The organism is Kribbella sp. NPDC026611 (genome assembly GCF_040638345.1).
Taxonomy (GTDB): Bacteria; Actinomycetota; Actinomycetes; order Propionibacteriales; family Kribbellaceae; genus Kribbella.
Window position 1 is genome coordinate 265,204 of sequence record NZ_JBEZYC010000008.1, and the last position, 22,936, is coordinate 288,139.

General features: G+C 68.3%; 23 protein-coding genes. 14 read left to right on the forward strand and 9 right to left on the reverse strand.

Annotated features, from left to right (window positions below; all coding sequences use genetic code 11):
• Positions 1-5 precede the first annotated feature (5 nt).
• The 3 genes from AB0E69_RS30620 to AB0E69_RS30630 are packed head-to-tail and all read left to right on the forward strand — an operon-like array spanning position 6 to position 3,219.
• On the forward strand, positions 6-1,082 hold the full coding sequence (locus tag AB0E69_RS30620) for an SIS domain-containing protein (RefSeq protein WP_360153843.1): 1,077 nt from the start codon (positions 6-8) through the stop codon (positions 1,080-1,082).
• Positions 1,076-2,230 (forward strand): mannose-6-phosphate isomerase, class I, encoded by a 1,155-nt coding sequence (gene manA, locus AB0E69_RS30625; RefSeq protein WP_360153846.1) that lies wholly within the window; start codon positions 1,076-1,078, stop codon positions 2,228-2,230. Before AB0E69_RS30620 ends, manA begins: the two co-directional genes overlap by 7 nt.
• 29 nt (positions 2,231-2,259) lie before the next feature.
• Positions 2,260-3,219: a cation diffusion facilitator family transporter gene (locus AB0E69_RS30630; RefSeq protein WP_360153849.1), complete on the forward strand. Its 960-nt coding sequence runs from the start codon at positions 2,260-2,262 to the stop codon at positions 3,217-3,219.
• Here AB0E69_RS30630 and AB0E69_RS30635 read toward each other — a convergent pair.
• Entirely contained in the window at positions 3,216-3,569 is a 354-nt protein-coding gene (locus AB0E69_RS30635) for a MerR family transcriptional regulator (protein ID WP_360153852.1), read from the reverse strand. The two genes, AB0E69_RS30630 and AB0E69_RS30635, sit on opposite strands and share 4 nt — an antisense overlap.
• Before the next feature lie 110 nt (positions 3,570-3,679).
• Between AB0E69_RS30635 and ahcY the strand changes: the two genes are divergently transcribed.
• The gene (gene ahcY / locus AB0E69_RS30640; protein WP_360153855.1) at positions 3,680-5,107 is read left to right on the forward strand and encodes an adenosylhomocysteinase; all 1,428 of its coding nucleotides are present in this window, start codon (positions 3,680-3,682) and stop codon (positions 5,105-5,107) included.
• Between the two features lie 56 nt (positions 5,108-5,163).
• On the opposite strand, the gene AB0E69_RS30645 is transcribed toward ahcY, so the two are convergent.
• Positions 5,164-6,183, reverse strand: coding sequence for an RDD family protein (locus AB0E69_RS30645; RefSeq protein WP_360153858.1), 1,020 nt, complete (start codon positions 6,181-6,183; stop codon positions 5,164-5,166).
• An 82-nt stretch (positions 6,184-6,265) separates the two neighbouring features.
• Between AB0E69_RS30645 and AB0E69_RS30650 the strand changes: the two genes are divergently transcribed.
• Positions 6,266-7,261, forward strand: coding sequence for a stage II sporulation protein M (locus AB0E69_RS30650; protein WP_360153861.1), 996 nt, complete (start codon positions 6,266-6,268; stop codon positions 7,259-7,261).
• Here AB0E69_RS30650 and AB0E69_RS30655 read toward each other — a convergent pair.
• Both AB0E69_RS30655 and AB0E69_RS30660 read right to left on the reverse strand, forming a co-directional pair.
• The gene (locus tag AB0E69_RS30655) at positions 7,239-8,423 is read right to left on the reverse strand and encodes an MFS transporter (protein WP_360153864.1); all 1,185 of its coding nucleotides are present in this window, start codon (positions 8,421-8,423) and stop codon (positions 7,239-7,241) included. The two genes, AB0E69_RS30650 and AB0E69_RS30655, sit on opposite strands and share 23 nt — an antisense overlap.
• 61 nt (positions 8,424-8,484) lie before the next feature.
• Complete coding sequence (locus tag AB0E69_RS30660) at positions 8,485-8,817, reverse strand: helix-turn-helix domain-containing protein (RefSeq protein WP_360153867.1); 333 nt, start codon at positions 8,815-8,817, stop codon at positions 8,485-8,487.
• 70 nt (positions 8,818-8,887) lie between these two features.
• On the opposite strand from AB0E69_RS30660, the gene AB0E69_RS30665 reads away from it, so the two are divergent.
• Entirely contained in the window at positions 8,888-9,658 is a 771-nt protein-coding gene (locus AB0E69_RS30665) for a DUF1206 domain-containing protein (protein ID WP_360153870.1), read from the forward strand.
• On the opposite strand, the gene AB0E69_RS30670 is transcribed toward AB0E69_RS30665, so the two are convergent.
• From AB0E69_RS30670 to AB0E69_RS30685, 4 genes are read right to left on the reverse strand one after another with little or no spacing between them, the layout of a single operon-like run.
• The gene (locus AB0E69_RS30670; protein ID WP_360153873.1) at positions 9,630-10,403 is read right to left on the reverse strand and encodes a DUF899 family protein; all 774 of its coding nucleotides are present in this window, start codon (positions 10,401-10,403) and stop codon (positions 9,630-9,632) included. The genes AB0E69_RS30665 and AB0E69_RS30670 overlap by 29 nt on opposite strands.
• A gap of 60 nt (positions 10,404-10,463) precedes the next feature.
• Positions 10,464-12,053 (reverse strand): ABC transporter permease, encoded by a 1,590-nt coding sequence (locus AB0E69_RS30675; protein ID WP_360153876.1) that lies wholly within the window; start codon positions 12,051-12,053, stop codon positions 10,464-10,466.
• Positions 12,050-12,937, reverse strand: a complete 888-nt coding sequence (locus AB0E69_RS30680; RefSeq protein ID WP_360153879.1) for an ABC transporter ATP-binding protein — start codon at positions 12,935-12,937, stop codon at positions 12,050-12,052. The genes AB0E69_RS30675 and AB0E69_RS30680 overlap by 4 nt, the downstream gene beginning before the upstream one ends.
• Positions 12,934-13,527 carry a helix-turn-helix domain-containing protein gene (locus AB0E69_RS30685; RefSeq protein ID WP_360153882.1) on the reverse strand — a complete coding sequence of 198 codons (594 nt, stop codon included), beginning with the start codon at positions 13,525-13,527 and terminating at the stop codon, positions 12,934-12,936. The genes AB0E69_RS30680 and AB0E69_RS30685 overlap by 4 nt, the downstream gene beginning before the upstream one ends.
• Positions 13,528-14,417: 890 nt before the next feature.
• Between AB0E69_RS30685 and AB0E69_RS30690 the strand changes: the two genes are divergently transcribed.
• Genes AB0E69_RS30690 through AB0E69_RS30725 form a run of 8 tightly spaced genes read left to right on the forward strand, consistent with a single transcriptional unit; the run spans position 14,418 to position 21,874 of the window.
• Positions 14,418-16,211 (forward strand): ABC transporter substrate-binding protein, encoded by a 1,794-nt coding sequence (locus AB0E69_RS30690; protein ID WP_360153885.1) that lies wholly within the window; start codon positions 14,418-14,420, stop codon positions 16,209-16,211.
• On the forward strand, positions 16,208-17,242 hold the full coding sequence (locus AB0E69_RS30695) for an ABC transporter permease (RefSeq protein WP_360153888.1): 1,035 nt from the start codon (positions 16,208-16,210) through the stop codon (positions 17,240-17,242). Before AB0E69_RS30690 ends, AB0E69_RS30695 begins: the two co-directional genes overlap by 4 nt.
• Positions 17,239-18,123 carry an ABC transporter permease gene (locus AB0E69_RS30700; RefSeq protein ID WP_360153891.1) on the forward strand — a complete coding sequence of 295 codons (885 nt, stop codon included), beginning with the start codon at positions 17,239-17,241 and terminating at the stop codon, positions 18,121-18,123. Before AB0E69_RS30695 ends, AB0E69_RS30700 begins: the two co-directional genes overlap by 4 nt.
• On the forward strand, positions 18,123-19,091 hold the full coding sequence (locus AB0E69_RS30705) for an ABC transporter ATP-binding protein (RefSeq protein WP_360153894.1): 969 nt from the start codon (positions 18,123-18,125) through the stop codon (positions 19,089-19,091). The genes AB0E69_RS30700 and AB0E69_RS30705 overlap by 1 nt, the downstream gene beginning before the upstream one ends.
• Positions 19,066-20,010, forward strand: coding sequence for an ABC transporter ATP-binding protein (locus AB0E69_RS30710; protein WP_360153897.1), 945 nt, complete (start codon positions 19,066-19,068; stop codon positions 20,008-20,010). Before AB0E69_RS30705 ends, AB0E69_RS30710 begins: the two co-directional genes overlap by 26 nt.
• Positions 20,011-20,032: 22 nt before the next feature.
• On the forward strand, positions 20,033-20,359 hold the full coding sequence (locus AB0E69_RS30715) for a metalloregulator ArsR/SmtB family transcription factor (protein WP_360153900.1): 327 nt from the start codon (positions 20,033-20,035) through the stop codon (positions 20,357-20,359).
• Between the two features lie 31 nt (positions 20,360-20,390).
• Positions 20,391-21,173, forward strand: a complete 783-nt coding sequence (locus AB0E69_RS30720) for a VOC family protein (protein WP_360153903.1) — start codon at positions 20,391-20,393, stop codon at positions 21,171-21,173.
• On the forward strand, positions 21,173-21,874 hold the full coding sequence (locus tag AB0E69_RS30725) for a phosphotransferase (RefSeq protein ID WP_360153906.1): 702 nt from the start codon (positions 21,173-21,175) through the stop codon (positions 21,872-21,874). The genes AB0E69_RS30720 and AB0E69_RS30725 overlap by 1 nt, the downstream gene beginning before the upstream one ends.
• On the opposite strand, the gene AB0E69_RS30730 is transcribed toward AB0E69_RS30725, so the two are convergent.
• Positions 21,871-22,914 (reverse strand): patatin-like phospholipase family protein, encoded by a 1,044-nt coding sequence (locus AB0E69_RS30730; RefSeq protein ID WP_360153909.1) that lies wholly within the window; start codon positions 22,912-22,914, stop codon positions 21,871-21,873. The genes AB0E69_RS30725 and AB0E69_RS30730 overlap by 4 nt on opposite strands.
• Positions 22,915-22,936: the final 22 nt, after the last annotated feature.

The window sequence follows — 22,936 nt, forward strand, 5'->3', positions numbered from 1 at the left end:
AGCTGATGAGCGTCTTCGACGACACGCGGCTGGACGACCCGGCCGCACTCGAGGCGGCGGACGACCTGCTCCGCCGGCTGGCCATGGCCGGTGCCCGGATCCGCGCCGAGCTGGAGGCGTCCGCCGACGTGCTTTCCGCGCTGGAGTCTGACGGCTTCCGGCCGCGGGCTGTGGTCGCGGCCGGCCGAGACGCGCGCCTCGTCCGGGCCGTGTTGGAGCCGGTCTGCCCGGTGCCGTTCCTGGCGTGGCCCGGTCCGGGTCTGCCCGGCTGGGCCGGCCCGCTGGACCTGGTGATCGTGCTGGGCGGTGCCGCCGAGGACACAGACGCGGTCTCGGCCGCTGGTGAAGCGGTACGGCGTGGTTGCGGGTTGATGGTGGCCGCGCCGGAAGACTCTCCAGTGGCGATCGCCTCGGCCGGTCTCCGCCATGCGATCCGGCTGCCGTCCCAGTCGGACGACCAACTGGCTGCTGCTGTCGCCGTACTGCAGGCGTTGCACCAGATGGAGCTGGGTCCCGAGGTCGACCACAAGGCCGTTGCGTCGTTGCTGGACGACGTGGCGATCGAGTGCTCGCCCAACAACGACGTGTCGTGCAATCCGGCCAAGGAGCTCGCGCTGGTGCTGGCGGACGCGTTGCCGCTGGTCTGGGGTGGCTCTGTCCTGGCTGCGCGTGCTGCTCGCCGGGTGGTCGAGGCGCTGCGGCTGGCCAGTGGCCGGCCGGCGCTGGCCGCTGACGCGGGCCACCTGCTGCCGGTGCTCAACCAGCCCGCGCGGGACCTGTTCGCGGACCCGTTCGAGAAGCAGGCGGAGCTGCGGCCGGCGTTGATCATCCTGGACGACGGGATCGAAGAGGCCGGCGTTGCCGAGCACCGCCGCAAGCTGGAGTCCAAGGCGGAGGCACACGACGTTCGCGTGCACACGATCACGCAGGCCGACGGCACGGACGTCGCCCGGTACGCCGCTCTGACCCAGCAGGGCCGGTACGCCGCGGCGTACCTCGGGATCGGTCTCGGCCGGCACGGTATGGCGACCGTGGACGACCCGGTCGAGCCGAGGAACCCCTCGGAGGATCCGGCGTGGTAGTGCGGCTGCAGAACACCATCCGGGACTACGCCTGGGGGTCGCGGACCGCGCTCCCCGAGCTGATCGGCGTGGAACCGGACGGGACGCCGCAGGCCGAGCTGTGGATGGGCGCGCACGAGTCGGCGCCGTCGGTGCTGCCGTCGGGTGACTCGCTGTTCGACGTGGTGTCTGCCGACCCGGCCGCGGTGCTGGGGGAGGAGACGGCGGAGCGGTTCGAGGGGCGGTTCCCGTTCCTGGCCAAGCTGCTGGCGGCGGGCCAGCCGTTGTCGATCCAGGCGCACCCGTCGCGCGACCAGGCGATCGACGGGTACGCGCGGGACGAGGAGGCCGGGATCCCACGGGACGCGGCCGACCGGAACTACAAGGACGCCTGGCCGAAGCCGGAGATCTTGATCGCGCTCGAGGACTTCGACGCGCTGGTCGGTTTCCGGCCGCTGGAGAGCACGGTCGCGCTGCTGGACGCGTTGGCTCCCGAAGGACTGGACGAGCTCGTCGACCTGCTCCGCGACGGGAAGCTGCGCGAGGCCTTCACCGACTTCATGAGCCGGGACCGGGACTCGATCCGGCCGCTGGTGGCCGCGCTGGGCGAGGCGGTCGCGCGGTACGCCGGGGACGCGTTCGAGCTGGAGCGGGAGACGTTGGCGCGGCTGTGCGCGGACTTCCCGGACGATCCCGGCGTACTCGCGGCGCTGCTGCTGAACCGGGTGCGACTGTCACGCTTCGAGGCCGTGTACCTGCCGGCGGGGAACGTGCATGCGTACCTGCACGGGCTCGGGTTCGAGGTGATGGCGAACTCGGACAACGTGTTGCGTGGTGGGCTGACGAGCAAGTACATCGACGTACCGGAGCTGGTCTCGGTGGTCGATTTCGAGCCGTTGACCGACCCGGTGCTGACCGCCGACGGGGACGGCGTTTACGAGACCGGCTGTCCGTACTTCGCGGTCCGCCGCGTCGACCTGGACGGCGGCGAGCGGGTCGTGGACGGTGCCGGGCCGCGGATCGTGTGCTGTGTGGACGGAACGATCGATGCTGGGGGCAAAGATTCCGTGGTGACGTTGTCCGCGGGTCAGTCCGCGTTCGCCGCGGGACCCGAAGGACCCTGTACCCTGCGTGGTTCCGGCACGGCGTTCGTCGTGTCCGCACGCTGATTTCCATCGTTTCGGAGGATCTGGACACCATGGCTGGTGGCGGGAACAAGGCCGTTGTCGCGGCTTTGCTGGCGAACACCGGGATCGCGGTCACCAAGTTCGCCGCCTGGGCGCTGACCCAGTCGGCGTCGATGCTCGCCGAGGCGATCCACTCGCTGGCCGACGCCGGGAACCAGGTGCTGCTGCTGGTCGGGAGCAACCGGGCCAAGCGCGAGGCGGACGAGCTGCACCAGTTCGGGTTCGGGCGGGAGCGGTACGTCTACTCGTTCATCGTGTCGATCGTGCTGTTCAGCGTGGGTGGGTTGTTCGCGCTGTACGAGGGCTACCACAAGGTGCACGACCCGCACGGGATCGACAACTGGAAGTGGGTCCCGGTCGCTGTGCTGGTGCTCGCGATCGTGATGGAGGGCTTCTCGTTCCGGACCGCGATCGTCGAGGCGAACAAGCTGCGCGGGTCGGTGTCGTGGGTGCGCTTCGTCCGCAACGCCCGTGCTCCGGAGCTGCCCGTCATCCTGCTGGAGGACTTCGCCGCGCTGACCGGACTGGTGCTGGCGCTGATCGGGGTCGTGCTGACCCTTGCCACCGGCAACGGAGTCTTCGACGGCCTCGGCTCGATGGCGATCGGCGCGCTGCTCGTCTGCGTCGCGATCTTCCTGGCGGTCGAGATGAAGTCGCTGCTGCTGGGCGAGTCCGCGACCAGCGAGTCCCAGTCACGCATCGTGGCCGCGATCGAGAACACGTCCGGCGTCCAGCGGCTGATCCACATCCGCACCCTGCACCTGGGCCCGGAGGAAATCCTGGTTGCCGCCAAGCTCGCCGTCGAACCCACCACGGATGCCTCGGTCGTGGCCGCCACCATCGACGCCGCCGAACGCGCCATCCGTGCGGCTGACCCGATGGCGCAGCAGATCTACCTCGAACCCGACATCTACACCGAGAACTACGTCCCCGACGCCCGCCCCGCCGTCCCCGAGGCGCCGTCTCACTAATGAGGTTTGGGCGGAAGCACCCCGGATCTTCCCAACCACCTCAGGGCCCTGTCGCGGTCTATCTGGGATTGGGTTGGGGGTGCGGTGAGGCGGCCTATGCGGTAGCCGAGGTTGCGGAGGTCTGCGGCGACGGACGGCTCGGCCAGGGCTTTCAGTGCGAAGGACAGGGCGGCGGGCGTCACGTCGTACCGGCGTTCCAGGTCCAGCGCGAGTTTGACCGCGGCCAGGTCGCGGTCGTCGTACTGGCGTTGGGACGTGCCGCGGGTGCGCGGCAGCAGGCCGAGCGCCTCGCGGTAGCGGAGCATTCGGGGGGTGGTGCCGAGTTGGCGCGCGGCCTCGGTGATGCGCATGACTCCAATCTTGACATTTCAGTGTCAAAAACGCGCCTGAGCCGATCAAACCACCTCTCTGCGCCCTCTAGGCTCAGGCAGGCAAACAACCACAGTTCCAGGGGAGCGGCATGACCTTCGACTACAAGGTGGCGGATCTCGGACTCGCCGAGTTCGGGCGCAAGGAGATCCGGCTGGCCGAGCACGAGATGCCCGGTCTGATGGCGATGCGGGCGCAGTACGGCGAGAGCAAGCCGCTGGCCGGCGCGCGGATCATGGGCTCGCTGCACATGACCATCCAGACCGCGGTGCTGATCGAGACGCTGACGGCGCTCGGCGCCGAGGTGCGCTGGGTCTCGTGCAACATCTTCTCCACCCAGGACCACGCGGCCGCTGCGGTCGTCGTCGGCCCGGAGGGTACGGCGGAGAACCCCGCCGGCGTCCCGGTGTTCGCCTGGAAGGGCGAGACGCTGGAGGAGTACTGGTGGTGCACCGAGCAGGCGTTGAGCTGGCCGGGCGAAGGTCCGAACATGATCCTCGACGACGGCGGTGACGCCACGATGCTCGTCCACAAGGGCACCGAGTTCGAGAAGGCGGGCGCCGTACCGGACCCGTCGACCGCGGACTCCGAGGAGTACGGCGTCGTCCTGAAGCTGCTCACCCGCACGTTGCAGGAGGACCCGCAGCGCTGGACCACGGTCGGTCAGGGCATCAAGGGTGTCACCGAGGAGACCACCACCGGCGTGCACCGGCTGTACGAGATGCACAAGGCCGGCGCGCTGCTGTTCCCGGCGATCAACGTCAACGACTCGGTCACCAAGTCGAAGTTCGACAACAAGTACGGCTGCCGGCACTCGCTGATCGACGGCATCAACCGCGCCACCGACGTGCTGATCGGCGGCAAGGTCGCGGTCGTCTGCGGGTACGGCGACGTCGGCAAGGGCTGCGCCGAGTCGCTCCGCGGCCAGGGCGCCCGGGTGATCGTCACCGAGATCGACCCGATCTGCGCGCTGCAGGCGGCGATGGACGGGTACCAGGTCTCGACCGTCGACGACGTGGTCGGGATCGCGGACATCTTCGTCACCGCGACCGGTAACCGCGACGTGATCACCGCCGACCACATGGCGGCGATGAAGCACCAGGCGATCGTCGGCAACATCGGCCACTTCGACAACGAGATCGACATGGCCGGGCTGGTGAAGATCGCCGAGCGGACCAACATCAAGCCGCAGGTCGACGAGTTCCGGTTCGCCGACGGCCACACGGTGATCGTGCTGTCCGAGGGCCGGCTGCTCAACCTCGGCAACGCGACCGGCCACCCGTCGTTCGTGATGTCGAACTCGTTCACGAACCAGGTGCTCGCCCAGATCGAGCTCTTCGTGAAGACCTCGGAGTACCCGACCGACGTCTACGTGCTGCCCAAGCACCTCGACGAGATGGTCGCCCGCCTCCACCTCGACGCCCTCGGCGTCAAGCTCACCGAGCTCTCCAAGGAGCAGGCGTCGTACCTCGGCGTCCCACTCGAGGGCCCCTTCAAGCCCGACGCATACCGCTACTGAGCTCCACTACCGCAGCGCCCCACCCAGCTCTGGGTGGGGCGCTTTGCGTGTCGGCATCAGAACCACTGGCCGGCTTCGTTGCTGCCGGGGGCTGCCCAGCCCTGGGCGTTGACGGCGGCTGGGCGGGGGTGGGAGACCGGTGGCGGGGGTGCGAACGGGCTTGGTGCCGGGGGAGGTGGTGCGAGTGGGCCGTACGGGCTGGGCGGGGCGAACGGCCCGGGCGGGACGGCGTACGAAGGTGCTGGCTGGGCGGCGTACCGAGGTGCTGGCTGGCTGGTGTACGCCGGCTGGGGTGGGGCGAAGGGGCCGAGCTGGCGGGGGATGCTGGAGAGGCGGTGCAGCTCGCGGCGGCGGCGTTCGGCCAGTACTGCGGAGAGGTAGGCGGGGGCGATGATGTGGACCGGTGGAGCGGGAGCGGTGACGGCGGCTACCCGTGCGGCCAGAGCCTCGCCCAGGGCGATCCGGGCCTCCGGCTGGAGCTCGGTGAAGCGTGCCAGGTAGTCACGCGAGGCGTTGGCCAGCTCGTCCGACAGGCGTGACAGCTCGAGCGACTGCGCCCACTGCACCAGGTGACCAGGTACGAACAGCGGCGGTGACGCCATCGGCTGATGCCGCTCGCGGATGACGACCGTACCGGCGACCATGTCACCGATCCGCTTGCCCTGCTTGTTCATCAGGCTCGCCACGATCCCCGGGCTGGCCGCGAACCACGGGGCGAAGTCGACGAAGAACCACATCAGCGTCCGCACCAGCGCGTGCCGGAACCGGATCGAGCTGCCGTCGTCCCGGACCACCTTCAGTCCGAGGATCAGCTTCCCGACCGTCCGCCCGCGGGTCAGTGTCTCCATCACCAGCCGGTAGCCGACGACCACCACCAGCACCGTGATGAACACCAGAGCGATGCCCAGCGCCTCACTGGCGTCCCCACTGATCAGGAACCCGAACAGCAGCGCAATCAGCACCGACAGCGCGATCCCCTGGATTATGACGTCGATCGCACACGCCAGCGCGCGCGTCGGCATCCGGGCGATCCGCACCTGGAGGACCACGGCTTCGCCCGTGACCAGCTGAGACACTCCGTCGCCCCCTTCCGCCCTGGACACCCCGTCGGGCTAGTCTGCCAGCGCAAGGAGCCAGACGGGTGGAGGAGGTACGGCGGTGGACGTCGAAGCGTTCGTCTCGGTCCATCAGCCGCAGTGGGACCGCCTGGCGTACCTGACCCGTCGCCAGCGCCGCCTGACCGGGGCTGAGGCCGAGGAGCTGGTCACGCTCTACCAGCGCGTGGGCACCCACCTCGCCGCGCTCAGAGCCGCTGGAGCGGACCCGGTGTCGATCGGCCGCCTCTCCGGCCTCATAGCGGACGCCCGCGGCGCCGTGACCGGTGCGCAGGCACCTGTCTGGCGCGACATCTCGAAGTACTTCCTGGTCAGCTTCCCGGCGGCCCTCTACGCATCCAGACGCTGGTGGGTCACCATCGGCCTGCTGTTCTACCTGGTCACAGCGTGGACCGCCTGGCGGGTGCTGGTCCACCCAGAGGTCATCGACTCGATCGGTACGCCGGACCAGATCAAACAGCTCGTCGAGCACGACTTCGAGTCGTACTACTCGGACAACCCGGCCCAGGACTTCGCGCTGCGGGTGTGGATCAACAACGCGACCCTCAGCGCCGCGGTCCTCGCGCTCGGCATCCTCCTGGTCCCGTCCGTGTTCGTGCTCTGGGACAACGCGATCAACCTCGGTGCCAGCGCCGGCCTGATGATCGCCAACGACCGGGGTGCGCTGTTCTTCAGCCTGATCACCCCGCACGGGCTGCTCGAGCTGACCGCGGTCTTCGTCGCGACCGCCGCGGGTCTCCGGCTCGGCTGGTCCTGGATCGTCCCCGGCGCGCGGACCCGGATGCAGGCGATCGCCCAGACCGGGCGCGCGACGATCGGTATGGCGATCGGACTGGCCGCAGTACTGCTGGTGACCGGTCTGATCGAGGGGTTCGTCACGCCGTTCCTGCCCGGTCCGGTCCGCATCAGCATCGGCGTACTCGTCGAGCTCGGCTTCCTCACGTACGTCTGGACGCTCGGCCGCCGCGCCTACCGGCAGGGCGAGTACGGCGACGTCGACGAGGCCGACCGCGAGGCTAGCGCACCGCTCTCGGCGTAGTCGGTGCCCGCCGCACGGTTGTCAGTACCAGGAGCACGAGCGCCGCGCCGATCCACAGCATGCTGCGGATGCCCAGCGTGTCGACCAGCACGCCGCCGGCCAACGCCCCGAACGCGATCGCCAGGTTGAACACGAAGCAGTAGACGGCCGTTGCCGCTTCCGCGCTCTGCGGCGATGCACGCAGTACCCAGGTCTGCAGGGTCACGGGCGCGGCGCCGTACGCCAGGCCCCACACCAGCAGCAGAGCGGCGCCGGACCACGGACTCGTGCCGAGCAGCGGGAACAGAACCAGCGCGGCGCCGAGCACGAGCGCGATCGTCGCCATCGTCCGTCCGGTCGCTCGAGCAGCCCAGGAGCCGGCGACAGCGTTGCCGACCATGCCCAGGACGCCGTACCCGAGCAGCAGCGGGCCGATGGTCGCGCTCCCGACTCCGGAGATGTCGAGCAGCGCCGGACTGACAAACGTGTAGGCGCCGTAGTGGCCGGCGACCAGCAGCGCGGTGGCGACGATCCCGGCCACCAGGACCGGGTTGCGCAGTTGAGCACGTATCGCGTGCACCCGGACGGGCTCGTCGGCCGGCAGTTGCGGCAGGAGGATCAGCCCGGCGACCAGGACGACCAGGCTCAGTCCGGTCAGCGACCAGAACGCGCCACGCCAGCCCACCAGTTCGCCGACGATCGTCCCGGCCGGTACGCCGAGCACTGCGGCGGCCCCGACACCGCCGAAGATCAGCACCAACGCCCGCGGCACCGACGGTCCCGGTACCAGCCGCACGGCGAGGCTGCCGGCGATGGCCCAGAACCCGCCGATGGTGATACCGACGAACAACCGGGACAGGAGCAGCACGGTGAAGGACGGCGCGAGCGCCGAGACCGTGCTCGCGATCGCCATCACCGCGAGGAGCCCGGACAGCAGTGTCCGGCGGTCGAGCCTGCCCACCGCGAGCGGCAGGCCGATCGACGCAACGGCCGCAACCACACCCGGCACGGTGACGGTCAGTCCCGCAGTACCGATCGGGACACCCAGTTGGTCCGAGATCGCCGGCAGCAGGCCGACCGGCAACTGCTCGGCGGTGATCATCGAGAAGATACCCAGCGCAACGGTGAGCACTCCGAACCACATCCGCGGCGTCGGCCGCCGCACCTCCTGGGACACGGACATGACGACCTCCATTGTCAAGGGAAGCGGGTTGTTTGTTGCCTTAAGCAATTACCGGCTCGGGTCAGGTGACCGCTTCGAGCGGGATCCAGCGGTCGGCCCAGCGACTCAGCGCATACACCGCGTCGTGGAGCTCGCGGCCCTTCTCGGTGAGCCCGTACTCGATCCGGACCGGGGTCTCGGCGTGGACGGTCCGCTCCACGATGCCCTCGTCCTGAAGCTCCTTCAGGCGCTCGGCGAGCATCCGGTCACTCAGGCCGGGGACCACCGCGCGCAGGTCGGCGAACCGGGTGACGTCGAGCAGCATGGCCCGCAGGATTGCGCCGGTCCACCGCTTGCCGATCACCTCGACGGCGTGGTGGTACCGCGGGCAGAACGCGGTGTCGGTGATGTCCACGAGGGGATACTAATGAATAGTAAGTAGCTAAGCAACAGTAAGTTGTTTGCCGCGTGGGCACTGTTCAGAGGTGAGTGCTACCGCCCAAGAAGTCAGGTACAGCCGGCCGTACGGCGCTGCGATCACGGTCGGGCTGATCGCGTACGGCGTGGTCCATCTGCTGATCGCGTGGATCGCGCTGCAACTCGCCTGGGGCAAGTCGTCGGAGGAGGCTTCACAGCAAGGCGCGCTCCGGGAGCTGGCCGGCAAACCGCTCGGCGGCGTCCTGCTGTGGGTGGTTGCGATCGGCCTGTTCATGCTCGTCGTCTGGCGCGCCCTCGAACTCGTCTGGGGTCATCTGGACACCGGCAAGAAGGTCTCCTCGGTGGGCCGGGGGATCGTCTACGCGGTGCTCGGCGTCAGCGCGGTCAAGGTCGCGGTCGGCTCCGGTGGCTCCAGCACCGGCCAGCAGCGGAGCGTGACCGCGCGGATGATGGCGCACGGTCCCGGCCGGGTGCTGGTCGTCGTGATCGGGCTGGCGATCATCGCGATCGGCGGGTACCAGATCTACAAGGCCGTCAAGAAGAAGTTCACCGAGGACCTGACCGGTGGAGCCTCCGACCTGACCATCCTGCTCGGGCGGATCGGGTACGCCGCGAAGGGCATCGCGTTCGTGATCGTCGGCGGGTTGTTCGGCTGGGCCGCGATCTCCTACGACCCAAACAAGGCCGGCGGCCTCGACACCGCGCTGCACACGGTCAAGGACCAGCCGCTCGGACCCGTGCTGCTGACCGTGCTGGCGCTCGGGTTCGCGGCGTTCGGTCTGTACGCCTTCAGTTGGTCCCGGCACGCGAAGCGCTGAGGTCGTCGTCGCGCCCGGCCTCGATCCGCGACCACTGCGCGATCGGCCGCCCGTCGATCGTCTTCGGCAGCACCGGATCCTCGGTGGCCCACTGCTTCGGCCAGCCGGCGGGCGAGTCCTCGTACGGCTCCTGACGTCCGTACACGGTCAGGTCCATCAGGTGGCAGCTGTTGTCCATCACCTCGACGCCGCGCATCGTCGTCCAGTACGTCTCGAAGACCCGGTCGCCCTGCCGGACGTAGGAGATCAGGTACATCTGGTTGAAGTTGCGTCCGGCCAGCAGCCCGTCGATCGAGTCCAGCGCGGAGTACCACGGCATGGTCCAGCCCATGAAGTCGTGGTACCCGCGGCTCTCGGCGTACGGACCCTGGGCGAAGACCGCGAACGTGATGTCCCGTGAATGCAGGTAGGCGAGCTCGGCGACCTGCGTGGTGCACCACGTGCAGCCCTGGCACTGGTCGGCCGCGGGGTGGCCCGCGTGCCACATGAAGTAGTAGGCGAGCAGCTGCTTGCGCCCCTCGAAAGCATCGAGGAGGGTGGTCGGCCCGTCCGGCCCGGTCACCGTGAGACCCGCATCAACCTCGACCATCGGTAGCCGTCGGCGTTGTGCCGCGATCGCGTCGCCCTCGCGGGAGTGTGCCTTCTCCCGGCTGCGCAACTGGCCGACGCCGGCGTCGAACGTCGCCCGGTCCACGACCGGCGGGAGTGCTGTCCTGTCGTCAACTGCTCGTTCGTGCGGTCTCATGCTGGTGACGTCGGAGCCGGCGCCATGTTCTCGACAAGTTCCCGACATCAGGCCTCGATGTCAGCCGGCCGGGAGGTCGCGTTTGCGCAGGCCGATCAGGCCGGCCAGGCTGAGTACGGCGGCGATCGCGGTCAGCGTGATCAGGGGCGTGACGGTGACCGATCCGCCGGGCAGCGACGGCAGGTGGGTGAACGGCGAGATGTCGCGAACCCAGTCGGCGGTGGCGGCACCGGCGCTGACCAGACCGATCAGGATGCAGATCACGGGACCGGCCCACGAAACCATCGACAGCCGCGGGACGAAGCCGACGATCAGGATCGCGAGCGCGGCCAGCACCCAGACCGCGGGGAGTTGCGCGAGCGCGGCGCCGATCAGCCGAGGCAGCTGACCGCCGACATCGCCGATCGCGGCGCCGTACGCGAGACCCTCGGCCACTCCGGCGGCCAGGAGTGCGATCGCCGGGCCGAGCAGGCTGAAGAGAAGGTGGCTCGCGGCCCACTGCCAGCGACTCGTTGCCGTTGCCAACACCGGCTCGGCGCGGCCGCTGGTCTCCTCGGCGCGGAGCCGCAGGGTCGCTTGGACGGCGTAGGCCGAGGCGATCAGGCCGACCAGCACCGTGACGCCCGCCAGGAACGAGTCGATCAGCCCGGCGGCTCCGCCCATCCGCTGGAACATCTCCTGGATCGTCGGGTCGTCGCGCATCAGGTCGCCGACGCCTTTGGCCACTCCGCCGAACAGCAAGCCCAGCAAGGCGAATCCGACCGTCCAGGCGACCAGTAGTCCCCGGTGCAGCCGCCACGCGAGCCCGATGGCGGAGCCGATCGTGCCGTCCGCCGGGCCGAGCCGGTCGGGGAGCAGTCCGCCGCCGACGTCGCGCCGTACCGCCAGCTGAACAGCTAGTGTCATCAGAACTAGTGTCGCTGCAACTAGTGTCACTGCCAGCCACCAACGGTTCTGGGCGTACGGGTGGATCTGCTGGGCCCAGGCGATCGGTGAGATGTAGGACAACCACGCGAGCGGGCCGTCCGTGTGCGCGCTCGTGTCACCCGCGGCTCGCAGTACATAAGCGCCGCCGAGCACTCCGATCGCGATCCCACGCGCGGTGCCGGCGCTGGCAGTCAACTGTGCCGCGACGGCACCAACGCCCGCGAAGAACCAGCCGACGCCGGCGTACACCAGCCCGATGGCGATGGACCCATTGGCCGGCAGGTCCTGGCTGTGCATGCCCAGAGCGAGCAGGACGGCAAGGACGACGTTGGCGCCGAGTACCGTGCTGAGCGCCGCGGCGAGCTGTGCGTGCCGGCCGACAACCGTTGCCCCCAGCAACTCACGGCGGCCGGTCTCCTCCTCGACCCGGGTGTGCCGGATCACCGTGAGCAGGCTGATCAGCCCGACCATCACCGGTACGAACCCGAGTCGCCAGGTGACGAATTCACCCAGGCTGGTGCCGGACAACTCGCCGTACAGGGTGATGAAGCCGGCGTTGCTCGCGTACTTCAGCCGCGAGCCCGGCGTCGGGAAGAGATCGCCGTACTCCTTGACGTAGCTGACCGAGATGGCTGTCAGCAGGACGATCCACAGCGGCAGGACGATCCGGTCGCGGCGCAGGATCAGCCGGATCAGGCCGGTCGTCCCCGCGAGCGCCTTCATTTGACGGCCTCCGGTTCGTACAGCCGCAGGAACAGCTCCTCGAGTGACGGCGGCTGGCTGACCAGACTCCGTACGCCGATCTCCGTCAGCCGCTTGAGCACCGGGTTGAGCTCGTCCGTGTCGACGTCGAAGCGGACGCGTCCGTCGTCCTCGCGGAGGTCGTGCACGCCGGTCAGCTGGGCGAGCCCGTTCATTGGTCCGACCAACTCTGCCTGGATCGACGTACGGGTGAGGTGGCGCAGCTCGCTCAGCGTTCCGCTCTCGACCGCGCGACCGGCCCTGATGATCGTGACGCGGTCGCACAGCGCCTCGACCTCGGACAGGATGTGGCTGGACAGCAGGACGGTCCGGCCCTCGCGGTCACTGATCTCCTGCACCACTTCGCGGAAGACCTCTTCCATCAACGGGTCCAGTCCGCTGGTGGGTTCGTCGAGGAGGAGCAGCTCGACGTCGGAGGCGAAGGCGGCGACCAGTGCGACCTTCTGCCGGTTGCCTTTCGAGTACGCGCGGGCCTTCTTCCGCGGGTCGAGGTCGAAGCGCTCGAGCAGCTCGGCCTTGCGCTTCTTGTCCACCCCGCCGCGCATCCGGCCGAGCAGGTCGATCGCTTCGCCACCGGACAGGTTCGGCCAGAGCGTCACGTCGCCTGGTACGTACGCGAGCCGGCGGTGCAGGTCGGTCGCGTCGGACCACGGGTCGCCGCCGAGGACCTTCGCCGTACCCGCGTCCGCTCGGGTCATCCCCAGCAGGATGCGGATCGTGGTCGTCTTGCCCGCGCCGTTCGGCCCGAGGAACCCGTGCACCTCGCCCGTCCGCACCTCGAGGTCGAGACCGTCCAGGGCGCGCGTCCGCCCGAACCGCTTGACCAGACCTTCCGTGCTGATCATCGTTTCCCCTTCTTGCGAATCTCTTCGACTTGGTCCGGAGCCAGCAGCGGGATGGTGAAGACCTCCAGCAGCGCCTGGCCGATCCGGGCGTACCCCTCGGGGCTGGTGATGTCGTCGCCGATCGCCTTCGAGATCTGGTCCCGGAACACGAACGTGCTCAACTTGATCGCCGCCATGGCCGCCGCATAAGCGCGCCGGTCACTCGGCTCGATCCCGTACTGCGTGGTCCACTGCTCGATCGTGTCCACGGCCCCGAGGAAGAGCGCGGTCGCCGTCTCCGAACCGTCCATCATCGACCGCACCAGGTAGATCTGCAGCCGAAACACCCGCGGGTGCAAGCTCCCCGGATCCAGCCCCGACACCCCTTCGGCCGTCGACAACTCGTCCCCGACCTCCGCCATCCGCTCCTTGGCGTACTCGTCACAGGCATCCCGCAACGCTTCCTTCGACCCGAAGTGATGCCGCACCAACCCCGACGAAACCCCCGCCGCCGCAGCAATATCCCGAATCGAAGCCCCCTCGATCCCGCGCTCCCCCCACAACCCGATCGCCGCATCCCGAATCCGCGCCCGAGCCGTCAGATCATCCACCGGCCGATCCATCCCCACTCCCTCCTACACACAAAAGCAAACTACTACACAATCGTGTAGTCAAGCCCTGGCAGTCGACCCACGCTCGTTACGCGCGGGCTAATCTCGTCGCTCCGCTCCTCACCGCCCCCACTCCACAAGCTCCCACCCACCCCCGGCTTAGCGCCGTATTCCCGGCTGCGCCGAGCTCCCGGCTGCCGCCCGGGTCCTCCGGGCTGGCGCCCGGGGTCTTCCGGCTGCCGCCGGGTCTTCGGCTGCGCCGGGCTTGCCGGCTGCCGCCGGCGAGTTGCTGGCTGGCGCCCGCGAGCGACTGCCACCCGCGCCTCGCCAATCCGTCCGCGCGAGCGGAGCCGCGCTGCGGGGATACCGGGCCGCGCGTCCGCGTAGGCGAACCCAGCCGCTGGTCCGCGTCAGCCCGTACCACCCCGACGCCGCACACGTCGCTGGCCCACTGACCCGTCTTCACGGTCCACCCATCTCATCCGGATCCGGCGCGGGTGGGTTGCAGTCACCGCGTGCGGCAGCACGCAACTCCGGGCGGTAGCCCGGAACTCGCGGGCGATAGCCCGCAGCACGCCGGCGGCAGCCGGCAGCACTCGGCGATAGCCTGAAAACGGCGCTAGCCGAAACGCCCGGCGGTAGCCGGAAGCTCGGCGCAGCCGAAGCCCGGCGCAGCCGAGGGTACGGCGCTAAGCCGGGGGTGGGTGGGAGCTCGCGGAGTGGACGCGGTGAGGAGCGTAGCGACGAACGTAGCGCCCGCGGAGCGTGCGTGGGGTTGTAAGAAGATTACTTAAGTGTGACGAAGTTTTGACATTTGTTGACAGGGGTGGGGGTGGTGGTGTGGTTTCTTCCTCAAACTCCGACACCGGCTGGGGAAGGTTGGGCGGGCGATGAGGAAGTTGTTGGCGGTGCTGGCGGCGTTGTGTTTGCTGGCGGTGGGGCCCGGTACGGCGGTTGCTGCTGAGCCTGGGGCGCAGAAGAAAGTCATCAAGATCGGGGTCACGCAGTCCGTCGACTCGATGAACCCGTTTCTCGCCGTGCGGCTGGTGACGGGGTCGATCCAACGGATGATCTACGGGTTCCTGACTGTGCCGGACTCGAAGACGCTGCAGCCGAGTCCGGACCTTGCCGAGTCCTGGAAGACCTCGCCGGACGGGCTGACCTGGACGTTCCAGATCCGGCAGGCGAAGTGGTCGGACGGGCAGCCGATCACGGCCGACGACGCGGCCTGGACGTTCAACAAGATGATGACCGACGACGGCGCCAAGACCGGCAACGGTCCCGCGGTCGCCAACTTCCAGAGCGTCAGCGCGAACGGGCAGGAGCTGACCATCAAGCTCAAGACCCCGCAGGCGTCGATGCTCGACAACCCGGTCCCGATCATGCCCAAGCACGTCTGGGAGAAGATCAAGGACATCTCGAAGTACGACGCCGAGGTGTACCCGACCGTCGGCAGCGGCCCGTACGTTGCCGTCGAGCACAAGAAGGACCAGTTCGTCCGCCTCGAGGCGAACCCGGCGTACTGGCGTGGTCGCCCGAAGATCGACGAGCTCCAGATCATTTTCTACGACAACCCGGCCGCCTCGATCGTCGGGCTGAAGAAGGGCGACATCGACCTGATCGGCCGGCTCAACCCGCCGGACTTCGAGTCGCTGAAGAGCGACCCGAACATCGTCCAGTGGAACACGCAGGGCCGGCGGGCGACGTACCTGCAGGTCAACTACGGCGCGACGACCAGCGACAACAAGCCGATCGGCGACGGGCATCCCGCGCTCAAGGATCCGAAGGTGCGGACCGCGCTGCACTACGCGATCGACAAGCAGAAGCTCGTCGACGAGGTCCAGGGCGGCCTTGCGAAACCGGCCGACGGCTCGATCATCCCGCCGCTGTACAAGGACTTCTTCTGGGAGGCCCAGGGTGACGAGAAGATCACCTTCGACCTCGCCAAGGCGAACAAGATCCTCGACGACGCCGGCTACAAGAAGGGCCCGGACGGCGTTCGCACGATGCCGGACGGCTCGCGCAAGCTGCAGTTCCGGTTCAGCATCCACACCGACACCCCGATCGAGGAGAAGCTGTCGGAGTACCTGACCGGCTGGTTCAAGGAGATCGGCATCACGCTGACCACCAAGCGCCTGGACTCCAGCAAGTTCACCGAGGAGACCGGTACGACGGCGCTCTTCGACCTCGCGATCAGCGGCTGGTCGGTGAACCCCGACCCCGAAGAGGTACTCGGCACGCACCTGTGCAGCCGCCGTCCAACCGCGACCGGCCAGGGCGGTGGTACGGAGTCGTTCTACTGCGACCCGCAGTACGAGAGCCTCTACCTGCAGCAGCAGAAGGAGCTCGACCGGACCAAGCGCGCCGACACGATCAAGAAGATGGAGGAGCGGCTCTACACCGACGCTCCGGTGATCGCGCTGTACTACCCCAACGACCTCGAGGGGTACCGCAAGGACCGCATCGCGAGCATCACCCCCATCCCGGAGGACAAGGGCCTGCTGTACGGCGGCTCGAGCTATTGGCCGTTCTACACGCTCGAAGCTGTGTCGACTGACACCGCGAAGGAAGGCGGCAGCAACACCGGCGTGATCGCGGGCGTCTCCGCGGCCGTCGTCGTACTCCTGATCGGCGCCTTTCTCGTACTGCGTCGCCGCCGTGGCGCGGCCGACGAGCGCGAATGACGGTCACCGAGACGAGTGCCGTCGAGGCGCTCGACGAGCGCCCTGCCCGCCACGGTCTGCTGCGGTACGCGGCGACCAAGGCGGGCGGTGCGCTGCTGAGCATCGCGATGGTGATCATCGCGACGTTCTTCCTGTTCCGCTTGCTGCCGGGCGATCCGGTCCGGGCGCTCGCGCAGGGCCGGAACATGACGCCGGAGCAGCTCGACCTGGAGCGGGCGCGGCTCGGCCTGGACAAGCCGATCCCGGAGCAGTTCGTGCATTTCGTGAGCAAGACGCTGCAGTTCGACCTGGGTGTCTCGTACGAGTACAAGCGGCCGGTGGTCGACCTGATCGGCGAGCGGATCGGATCGACGCTGCTGCTGACGGGTACGGCGCTGGTCCTGGCCGTCAGCCTCGGGCTGTGGCAGGGCGCGCGGGCGGGCTGGCGTCCGGGGAGCCGGTTCGACAAGGTGTCGACGGCGATCTCGCTGGTGCTGTGGTCGGTGCCGACGTTCTGGCTCGGGTTGCTGCTGCTGATGGTGTTCGCGGCCGGCATCGGGCCGATCCCGGGCATCTTCCCGACCCGGGGCAGCTCGAGCGTGGACAAGCCGGACGGGTTCGCGGGCGTGCTGGATGTCGGGCAGCACATGGTCCTGCCGTGTCTGACGCTCGTCGCAGTCGTGTATGCGCAGTACCTGCTGGTGATGCGGTCGTCGGTGCTGGACGAGGTCGGTCAGGACTACATCACCACGGCGCGGGCGAAGGGGTTGCGAGACGACGAGGTACGGCGGAAGCACGCCGTACCGAACGCACTGCTGCCGACCGTGACGTTGGTGTTCATGCGGATCGGGTTCGTGGTCGGGGGTGCGGTGACGGTCGAGGCGATCTTCAGCTGGCCGGGGCTCGGGCAGCTGTTCTACGAGGCGATCCGGGTGCCGGACTTCACGTTGATGCAAGGAACGTTCCTCCTGATCACGGTGTCGGTGATCGTGATGAACACGCTGGCGGACGTGATCTACCACGTGCTCGACCCACGGGTGAGGTCGGCATGAGCTCTGTGGCATGGGTACGTCGCCGGCGGTCCATGGGCCGGTTCTGGGCGGACTTCCGAACGCATCGCGCGGGTGTCGCCGGACTGGCGATCCTCGCGGTGGCCGTCGTCCTGGCGTTGGTCGCTCCAATCTTCATCGACTCGGGTGTGACGAACGTGGTGAGCGGGACGGGCGCGAAGCTGGCGCCACCGAGCCTCGACGACCCATTGGGGACGGACGAGTCGGGGCGGTCGATCCTGCTGATGATCTGGTGGGGGTCGCGGACCTCTCTTCTCATCGGGTTCTTGGCGGCCTTGCTGAGCATGGTGATCGGGACGGTGCTCGGGATCGCGGCCGGGCACTTCCGCGGGTGGGTCGGTGCGGTGATCCTGCGGGTGACGGACTGGTTCCTCGTCCTTCCTTCGTTGGTGACGGCCTTGGTGCTGGCGGCGATCCTGGGCGGTTCGACGGCAACGATCATCGTGGCGATCGGCGTGACGTCGTGGCCGTCGACGGCTCGGCTGATCCGCGCGCAGACGCTGGCGGTCGAGGCGCGCCCGTACATCGAACGCTCGCTTGCGCTCGGTGCCGGCCATTGGCACATCACGACGCGGCACGTGCTGCCCAACGTCGCTCCGTTGCTGTTGGCAAGCACCACACTGGAGGTGGCGAGCGCGATCGTGACCGAGTCGACGCTGGCGTTCCTCGGTGTCAGCGCCAACAACACCTCGTGGGGCACGATGCTTCGCGGGTCCTACGACTGGGGTGCGGCGACGGCCGGTGCGTGGTGGTACATCCTCCTTCCCGGTCTGTGCATCGTGATCGTGGTGATGGCTTTCACCTTGTGTGGAAGGGCTTTGGAGACAGTTCTCAACCCGCGACTGCGGACCCGGGCGGTGTGATGCTCTCTCTGGACGAGTTGTCGGTCTCCTATCAGTTGCCGTCCGGCGCGGTGCCTGCCGTCCGTGGGGTGTCGTTGGAGCTGGCCGATGGTGAGGCGTTGGGGCTGGCAGGGGAGTCGGGGTCGGGGAAGTCGTCGGTGGCGATGGCTTTGCTGCGGCTGTTGCCGCGATCGGCTGTGGTGACCGGCCAGGTGTTGCTGGACGGCGAGGACGTGCTGACGATGAAGTGGGGGCGGTTGCGGGCAGTTCGGTGGTCGGGTGCGTCGATCGTCTTTCAGGGAGCACAGCATGGGCTGAACCCGGTCCAGCGTATCGGGGATCAGATCGCGGAGCCTTTGGTTGTCCACAGGCTCGCTTCGGGGGCGGCGGCGGACAAGCGTGTGCGGGATTTGCTTGAGCAGGTAGGTCTTCCGGCTTGGCGGGCGCGAAGTTATCCGCACGAGCTAAGTGGTGGCCAGCGGCAACGAGTCATGATCGCGATGGCGCTGGCGTGCTCGCCGCGACTGATCATCGCGGACGAGCCGACGACCGCGCTCGACCTGATGGTGCAGGCGCAGGTGCTGACGCTGATCCAGGACCTGATCGCCGAGCACGGGATCTCGCTGCTGATGATCTCGCACGACCTTTCGGTGCTGGCGGACGTGTGCGACCGGCTGGCAGTGATGTACGCCGGTCGGCTGGTCGAGGTCGGGCCCTCGTCGACGCCATTCCGGCATCCGTACAGCCAGGCGTTGGCGGCCGCCTTTCCTACGGTCGGCGATCCGGCGTCTCGGCTTGCTCCGCGCGGGTTGGCGGGTGACCCGCCGGACCCGCAGCAGTTGCCGGGCGGGTGCGCGTTCCATCCGCGGTGCCCGGTCGCGCTCGAGTCGTGTGCGACTACCGACGTACAGCTGCTTCCGGCCGGTGTTGGTCACTCTGCTGCGTGTGTCCTGGTCGAGGAAGGTGAGTCGCTTGCTCGAGGCAACTGATCTGCGGGTGGAGTTCCCGGGTCGTGCTGGTCGGCGCGCGCGGGCGGTCGACGGCGTCAACCTGTCGATCGGCGCCGGGGAGATCGTGGCGCTGGTCGGCGAATCGGGGTGCGGCAAGACGACGCTCGCACGCACCCTCCTCGGCCTCGAGCGGCCGACGTCGGGTGTTGTCTCGTACGACGGCGGGCCGCTGACGTACTCCACCCGCGCCCTGCGCGCGTACCGCCGCCAGGTGCAGCTGATCCTCCAGGACCCCACTGGCTCCCTCAACCCCCGCCATACCATCTATGAAGCCGTAGCCGAAGGTCCTCGGATCCATGGGCTGTCAGACGAGGAGAGCGTGGTGACCGATGCGCTGTCCCGCGCCGGTCTGCGTCCGCCGGAGCGGTTCTTCCACAGGTACCCGCACGAGCTGTCTGGTGGTCAGCGGCAGCGAGTGGTGATTGCCGGTGCGCTGGCGCTCGACCCAAAGGTGCTGATCGCCGACGAGCCGGTCGCCTCCCTCGACGCGTCGGTGCGTGGCGAGATCCTCGCCCTGCTGCTCAGGTTGCGCGACGAGCTCGGCCTGTCCGCGCTCGTCGTCACCCACGACCTCGGCCTCGCCTGGAACATCGCCGACCGGGTCGCCGTCATGTACCTCGGTCGCATTGTCGAGTCGGGCCCCACCGAAGAGCTCCTCACCAACCCGCAGCACCCGTACACCCAGGCGCTCCTGTCGGTCCTCCCGGAGTCGCCCGCGCGCATCATCCTCACCGGCGAGCCCCCGGACCCCACCCGCATTCCCACCGCCTGCCGCTTCCACCCCCGTTGTCCCGCCTCCACCATCCAGGCCTGCACTACGGTCTCCCTCCCCGTCCTCCCCACCGCTCTTGCCCATCAGACGGCTTGCCACTTGGTTCCAGCTATTGACAATAGTTAACAGCTGATAGAACTATTGCGGTATGACGGAAGCTTCCGTGGACCGCTTCTTCGAGGTGCTCGCCGACCCCACGCGTCGCCAGGTGGTCCGCCTGCTGGGCGAAGGTCCGCAGCGTGCCGGCCAACTGGCCACCGCGACCGGCGCGTCCGCACCCGCCATGAGCCGCCACCTGAAGATCCTCCTGGAAGCCGGCCTGGTCGCCGACGAACGCGTCCCTGACGACGCCCGCGTCCGCCTCTTCCACCTGAACCCCGAACCGGTCGTCGCCGTCCAAGCCTGGCTCGACCAGGTCCAAGCTCACTGGCGCGACCAGCTGGACGCCTTCAAACGCCACGTGGAGGCCCGATGACTCCGCACTCGATCCTGAACGGGAGTTTGTGATGACCGAACCCTCTGCCAGCGCGGCCGTTGAGGTTGCGGCCGATCCGTCGACCGCGTTCCGGATCTTCACCGAGGAGATCGATCAGTGGTGGCTGCGGAACCCGATCAACTTCTTCGACTCCGGACGGGTGACCGCGATGCGGATCGAGCCCGGTGTCGGCGGGCGTGTGCTCGAGGTGTACTCCGGTGACGACGTGCTCGAGCTCGCCACCATCACCGACTGGGAACCCGGTTCGGTCCTCGGCTACCGCAGTACCGTCGACGACACCGAGACCCGGATCACCTTCGAGGCGGCCGGTGCCGGTACGCGCGTCACCGTCGTACAGTCCCTGATCACCCCGGACGGGAAGGCGTTCTACTTCTGGCCGCGGGTGGTGCGCTGGCTGCCTGCGTGGGCCGAGCGTCGTACGACGGCGCCGGAGCGGCGGGAGGTCGGACGGCTGTCGATCGCCTTGTACTACGACGATCCCGCCGCCGCGGCCCGCTGGCTCCAGGACGTCTTCAGCCTCACCTCGTGGGACAGCGAGCCGTACCTCCCCTCGTGGATCGAGCTCCACGTCGGCGACGCGGCCGTCCTGCTCTTCAAGCGCACCGAGCCCGTCACGAAGGACCACACGGTCTGGGTGTACGTCGACGACCTCGAGGCGCACTTCGCCCACGCCGAGTCCCGCGGAGCGAAGATCGTCGAGCCGATCCACCACCACGGCTTCTCCGCGTACGAGGCCGAGGACTTGGAAGGTCACCACTGGACCTTCGTCCAGGCGCGCCCCACCCAGCGTTGATGGCTGAAGAGCAGCCACTGGCGGGCGGCCGGCTGACGCCGGGCGTGGTGCGGGTCGGTGACACGGTACGACGGCCCGCGTCGGTCAAGTCCGCCTTCACAGCGGACCTCCTGCGGCTGCTGGACGACCGCGGCTTCACCGCAGCCCCGCGCTACCTCGGGCAGGACGAGTCCGGGCGGGACATGCTCACCTACCTCGATGGCTGGGTCCCCGCCAGGTTCCAGCGCTGGTCAGACGACCAGATAGCTGCCGTAGGCAAGCTCCTGCGCGCCTTCCACGACGCCACCAGAGGAAGTGCCTTAGCAGCCCACCACGAGGTCGTCTGCCACCACGACCCCGGCCCCACCAACTTCGTCTTCCAGAACGATCTCCCCGCCGCCCTGATCGACTACGACCTGGCCGAACCCGGCAGCCCCCTAGAAGACCTCGGCTACGCCGCCTGGACCTGGTGCATAGCCGCCAAACACAACGACCCCGACCGCCAGGCCCACCAGGTCAGGGTCCTCGTAGACGCCTACGGCCCAGTCCAACGCGGAGCCGTCATCGACGCCACCCTCGAACAGCAACTCCGCAACGCCCGCTTCTGGCACGAACACCCCTCCCCAGAAGCCGCCGAACGCATCCGCTGGTCCCGCGAAGCCCACGCCTTCACCTACACCAACCGCCACATCTTCGAGGCGGAGCTCAGCAATTTTGGCTAGCCGTCGGCGGGTGTCACCGGAAACGGGAAGTCGGCGCGGTCGTGATCTGGGATCACCAGGCGGAGCATCGGACGGCGCAGGCGCTTCTCGACCGCGGCGTAGATGACCTCGTAGCCGCTTCGGGCGCCTTCCAGCAGGGCCCACGAGCGCATCTCGTGACGGAGAACTTCGGTGTGGTTCTCGAGCGGGGCGAGATCGAGGATGGCCGGCGACGAGGTCGGTGTCAGACGTTGAGCTTCGATCCGGAGCCTGGAGTGCTTGTAGGTTCGAACTGCCTGAATGTAGCGAGCGCCCAAGCCCTTCCGCAGATGGTTGAGACGGTAGCCCGCCAAATAGCTCAGCGCGGAAACGGTCGAAGTGGTGGTTCCCACCGGACGCGTGCTCAAGGACAGGATGTGCGAGATGCTCGGATCGGACTCCGCGAGCATGAACGGATGGGCTGTCAGCGCGCCTCCGTCGATTGCGTCGTACCCGCGGAACCGGGCAGTGCCCCGGGTCGCCAGCGGCAGCCACATGGTGGCCCGCAAAGCGTCGTACAGATCGTCCTTCGACGTGAACTCGGTGATGACGCGGGTCGTCAGCGCGTCGACGTCGGTCACCATGACGTACAGCGGTACCGGAGAGGCGAGCACGCTCTTGTAGTCGAGTGGCTTGCGCCCACCGACGACAGTGTCGAGCGCGTACGACAGGTTCATCGCGGACTGCTTCCGCAGTAGTCTGCCGAAGTCGAGGAACTCCTTGGACACCAGATCCTCGAAGTAGATCGAGGTGGGGTACCAGGTCTCGCCGACGGTGAAGTAGGCCGCATTGATCGCACCGGACGAGCACGCGTAGATGACGTCGAACGCGTCCTTGAGATCAAGGTCGTCAAGCGCGGCGAGCATCCCTGCTGAGACCACCCCACGCAGCCCACCGCCTTCGACGGCGAGGGCGACCCGATGCGGGTCCCGACGGCGCCCCGGCCGGCTCCCGCTCGCTCGACGTGCCCGCAGTACCTCCAGAACGGGATGATCCGCCGCCCACGGTAGCTCTCCTCCCATATTCTCCCCCTGCCGACGAGTC

Excerpts from the sequence above, each read along its gene's own strand:
- ahcY (WP_360153855.1), top strand. The coding sequence starts at position 3,680 with ATGACCTTCGACTACAAGGTGGCGGATCTCGGACTCGCCGAGTTCGGG.
- AB0E69_RS30730 (WP_360153909.1), bottom strand. The coding sequence starts at position 22,914 with ATGGGAGGAGAGCTACCGTGGGCGGCGGATCATCCCGTTCTGGAGGTA.
- AB0E69_RS30675 (WP_360153876.1), bottom strand. The coding sequence starts at position 12,053 with ATGAAGGCGCTCGCGGGGACGACCGGCCTGATCCGGCTGATCCTGCGC.
- AB0E69_RS30630 (WP_360153849.1), top strand. The coding sequence starts at position 2,260 with ATGGCTGGTGGCGGGAACAAGGCCGTTGTCGCGGCTTTGCTGGCGAAC.
- AB0E69_RS30655 (WP_360153864.1), bottom strand. The coding sequence starts at position 8,423 with ATGTCCGTGTCCCAGGAGGTGCGGCGGCCGACGCCGCGGATGTGGTTC.
- AB0E69_RS30720 (WP_360153903.1), top strand. The coding sequence starts at position 20,391 with ATGACCGAACCCTCTGCCAGCGCGGCCGTTGAGGTTGCGGCCGATCCG.
- AB0E69_RS30725 (WP_360153906.1), top strand. The coding sequence starts at position 21,173 with ATGGCTGAAGAGCAGCCACTGGCGGGCGGCCGGCTGACGCCGGGCGTG.
- AB0E69_RS30620 (WP_360153843.1), top strand. The coding sequence starts at position 6 with ATGAGCGTCTTCGACGACACGCGGCTGGACGACCCGGCCGCACTCGAG.
- AB0E69_RS30705 (WP_360153894.1), top strand. The coding sequence starts at position 18,123 with ATGCTCTCTCTGGACGAGTTGTCGGTCTCCTATCAGTTGCCGTCCGGC.
- AB0E69_RS30670 (WP_360153873.1), bottom strand. The coding sequence starts at position 10,403 with ATGAGACCGCACGAACGAGCAGTTGACGACAGGACAGCACTCCCGCCG.
- AB0E69_RS30680 (WP_360153879.1), bottom strand. The coding sequence starts at position 12,937 with ATGATCAGCACGGAAGGTCTGGTCAAGCGGTTCGGGCGGACGCGCGCC.
- AB0E69_RS30695 (WP_360153888.1), top strand. The coding sequence starts at position 16,208 with ATGACGGTCACCGAGACGAGTGCCGTCGAGGCGCTCGACGAGCGCCCT.
- AB0E69_RS30635 (WP_360153852.1), bottom strand. The coding sequence starts at position 3,569 with ATGCGCATCACCGAGGCCGCGCGCCAACTCGGCACCACCCCCCGAATG.
- AB0E69_RS30700 (WP_360153891.1), top strand. The coding sequence starts at position 17,239 with ATGAGCTCTGTGGCATGGGTACGTCGCCGGCGGTCCATGGGCCGGTTC.
- AB0E69_RS30715 (WP_360153900.1), top strand. The coding sequence starts at position 20,033 with ATGACGGAAGCTTCCGTGGACCGCTTCTTCGAGGTGCTCGCCGACCCC.
- AB0E69_RS30690 (WP_360153885.1), top strand. The coding sequence starts at position 14,418 with ATGAGGAAGTTGTTGGCGGTGCTGGCGGCGTTGTGTTTGCTGGCGGTG.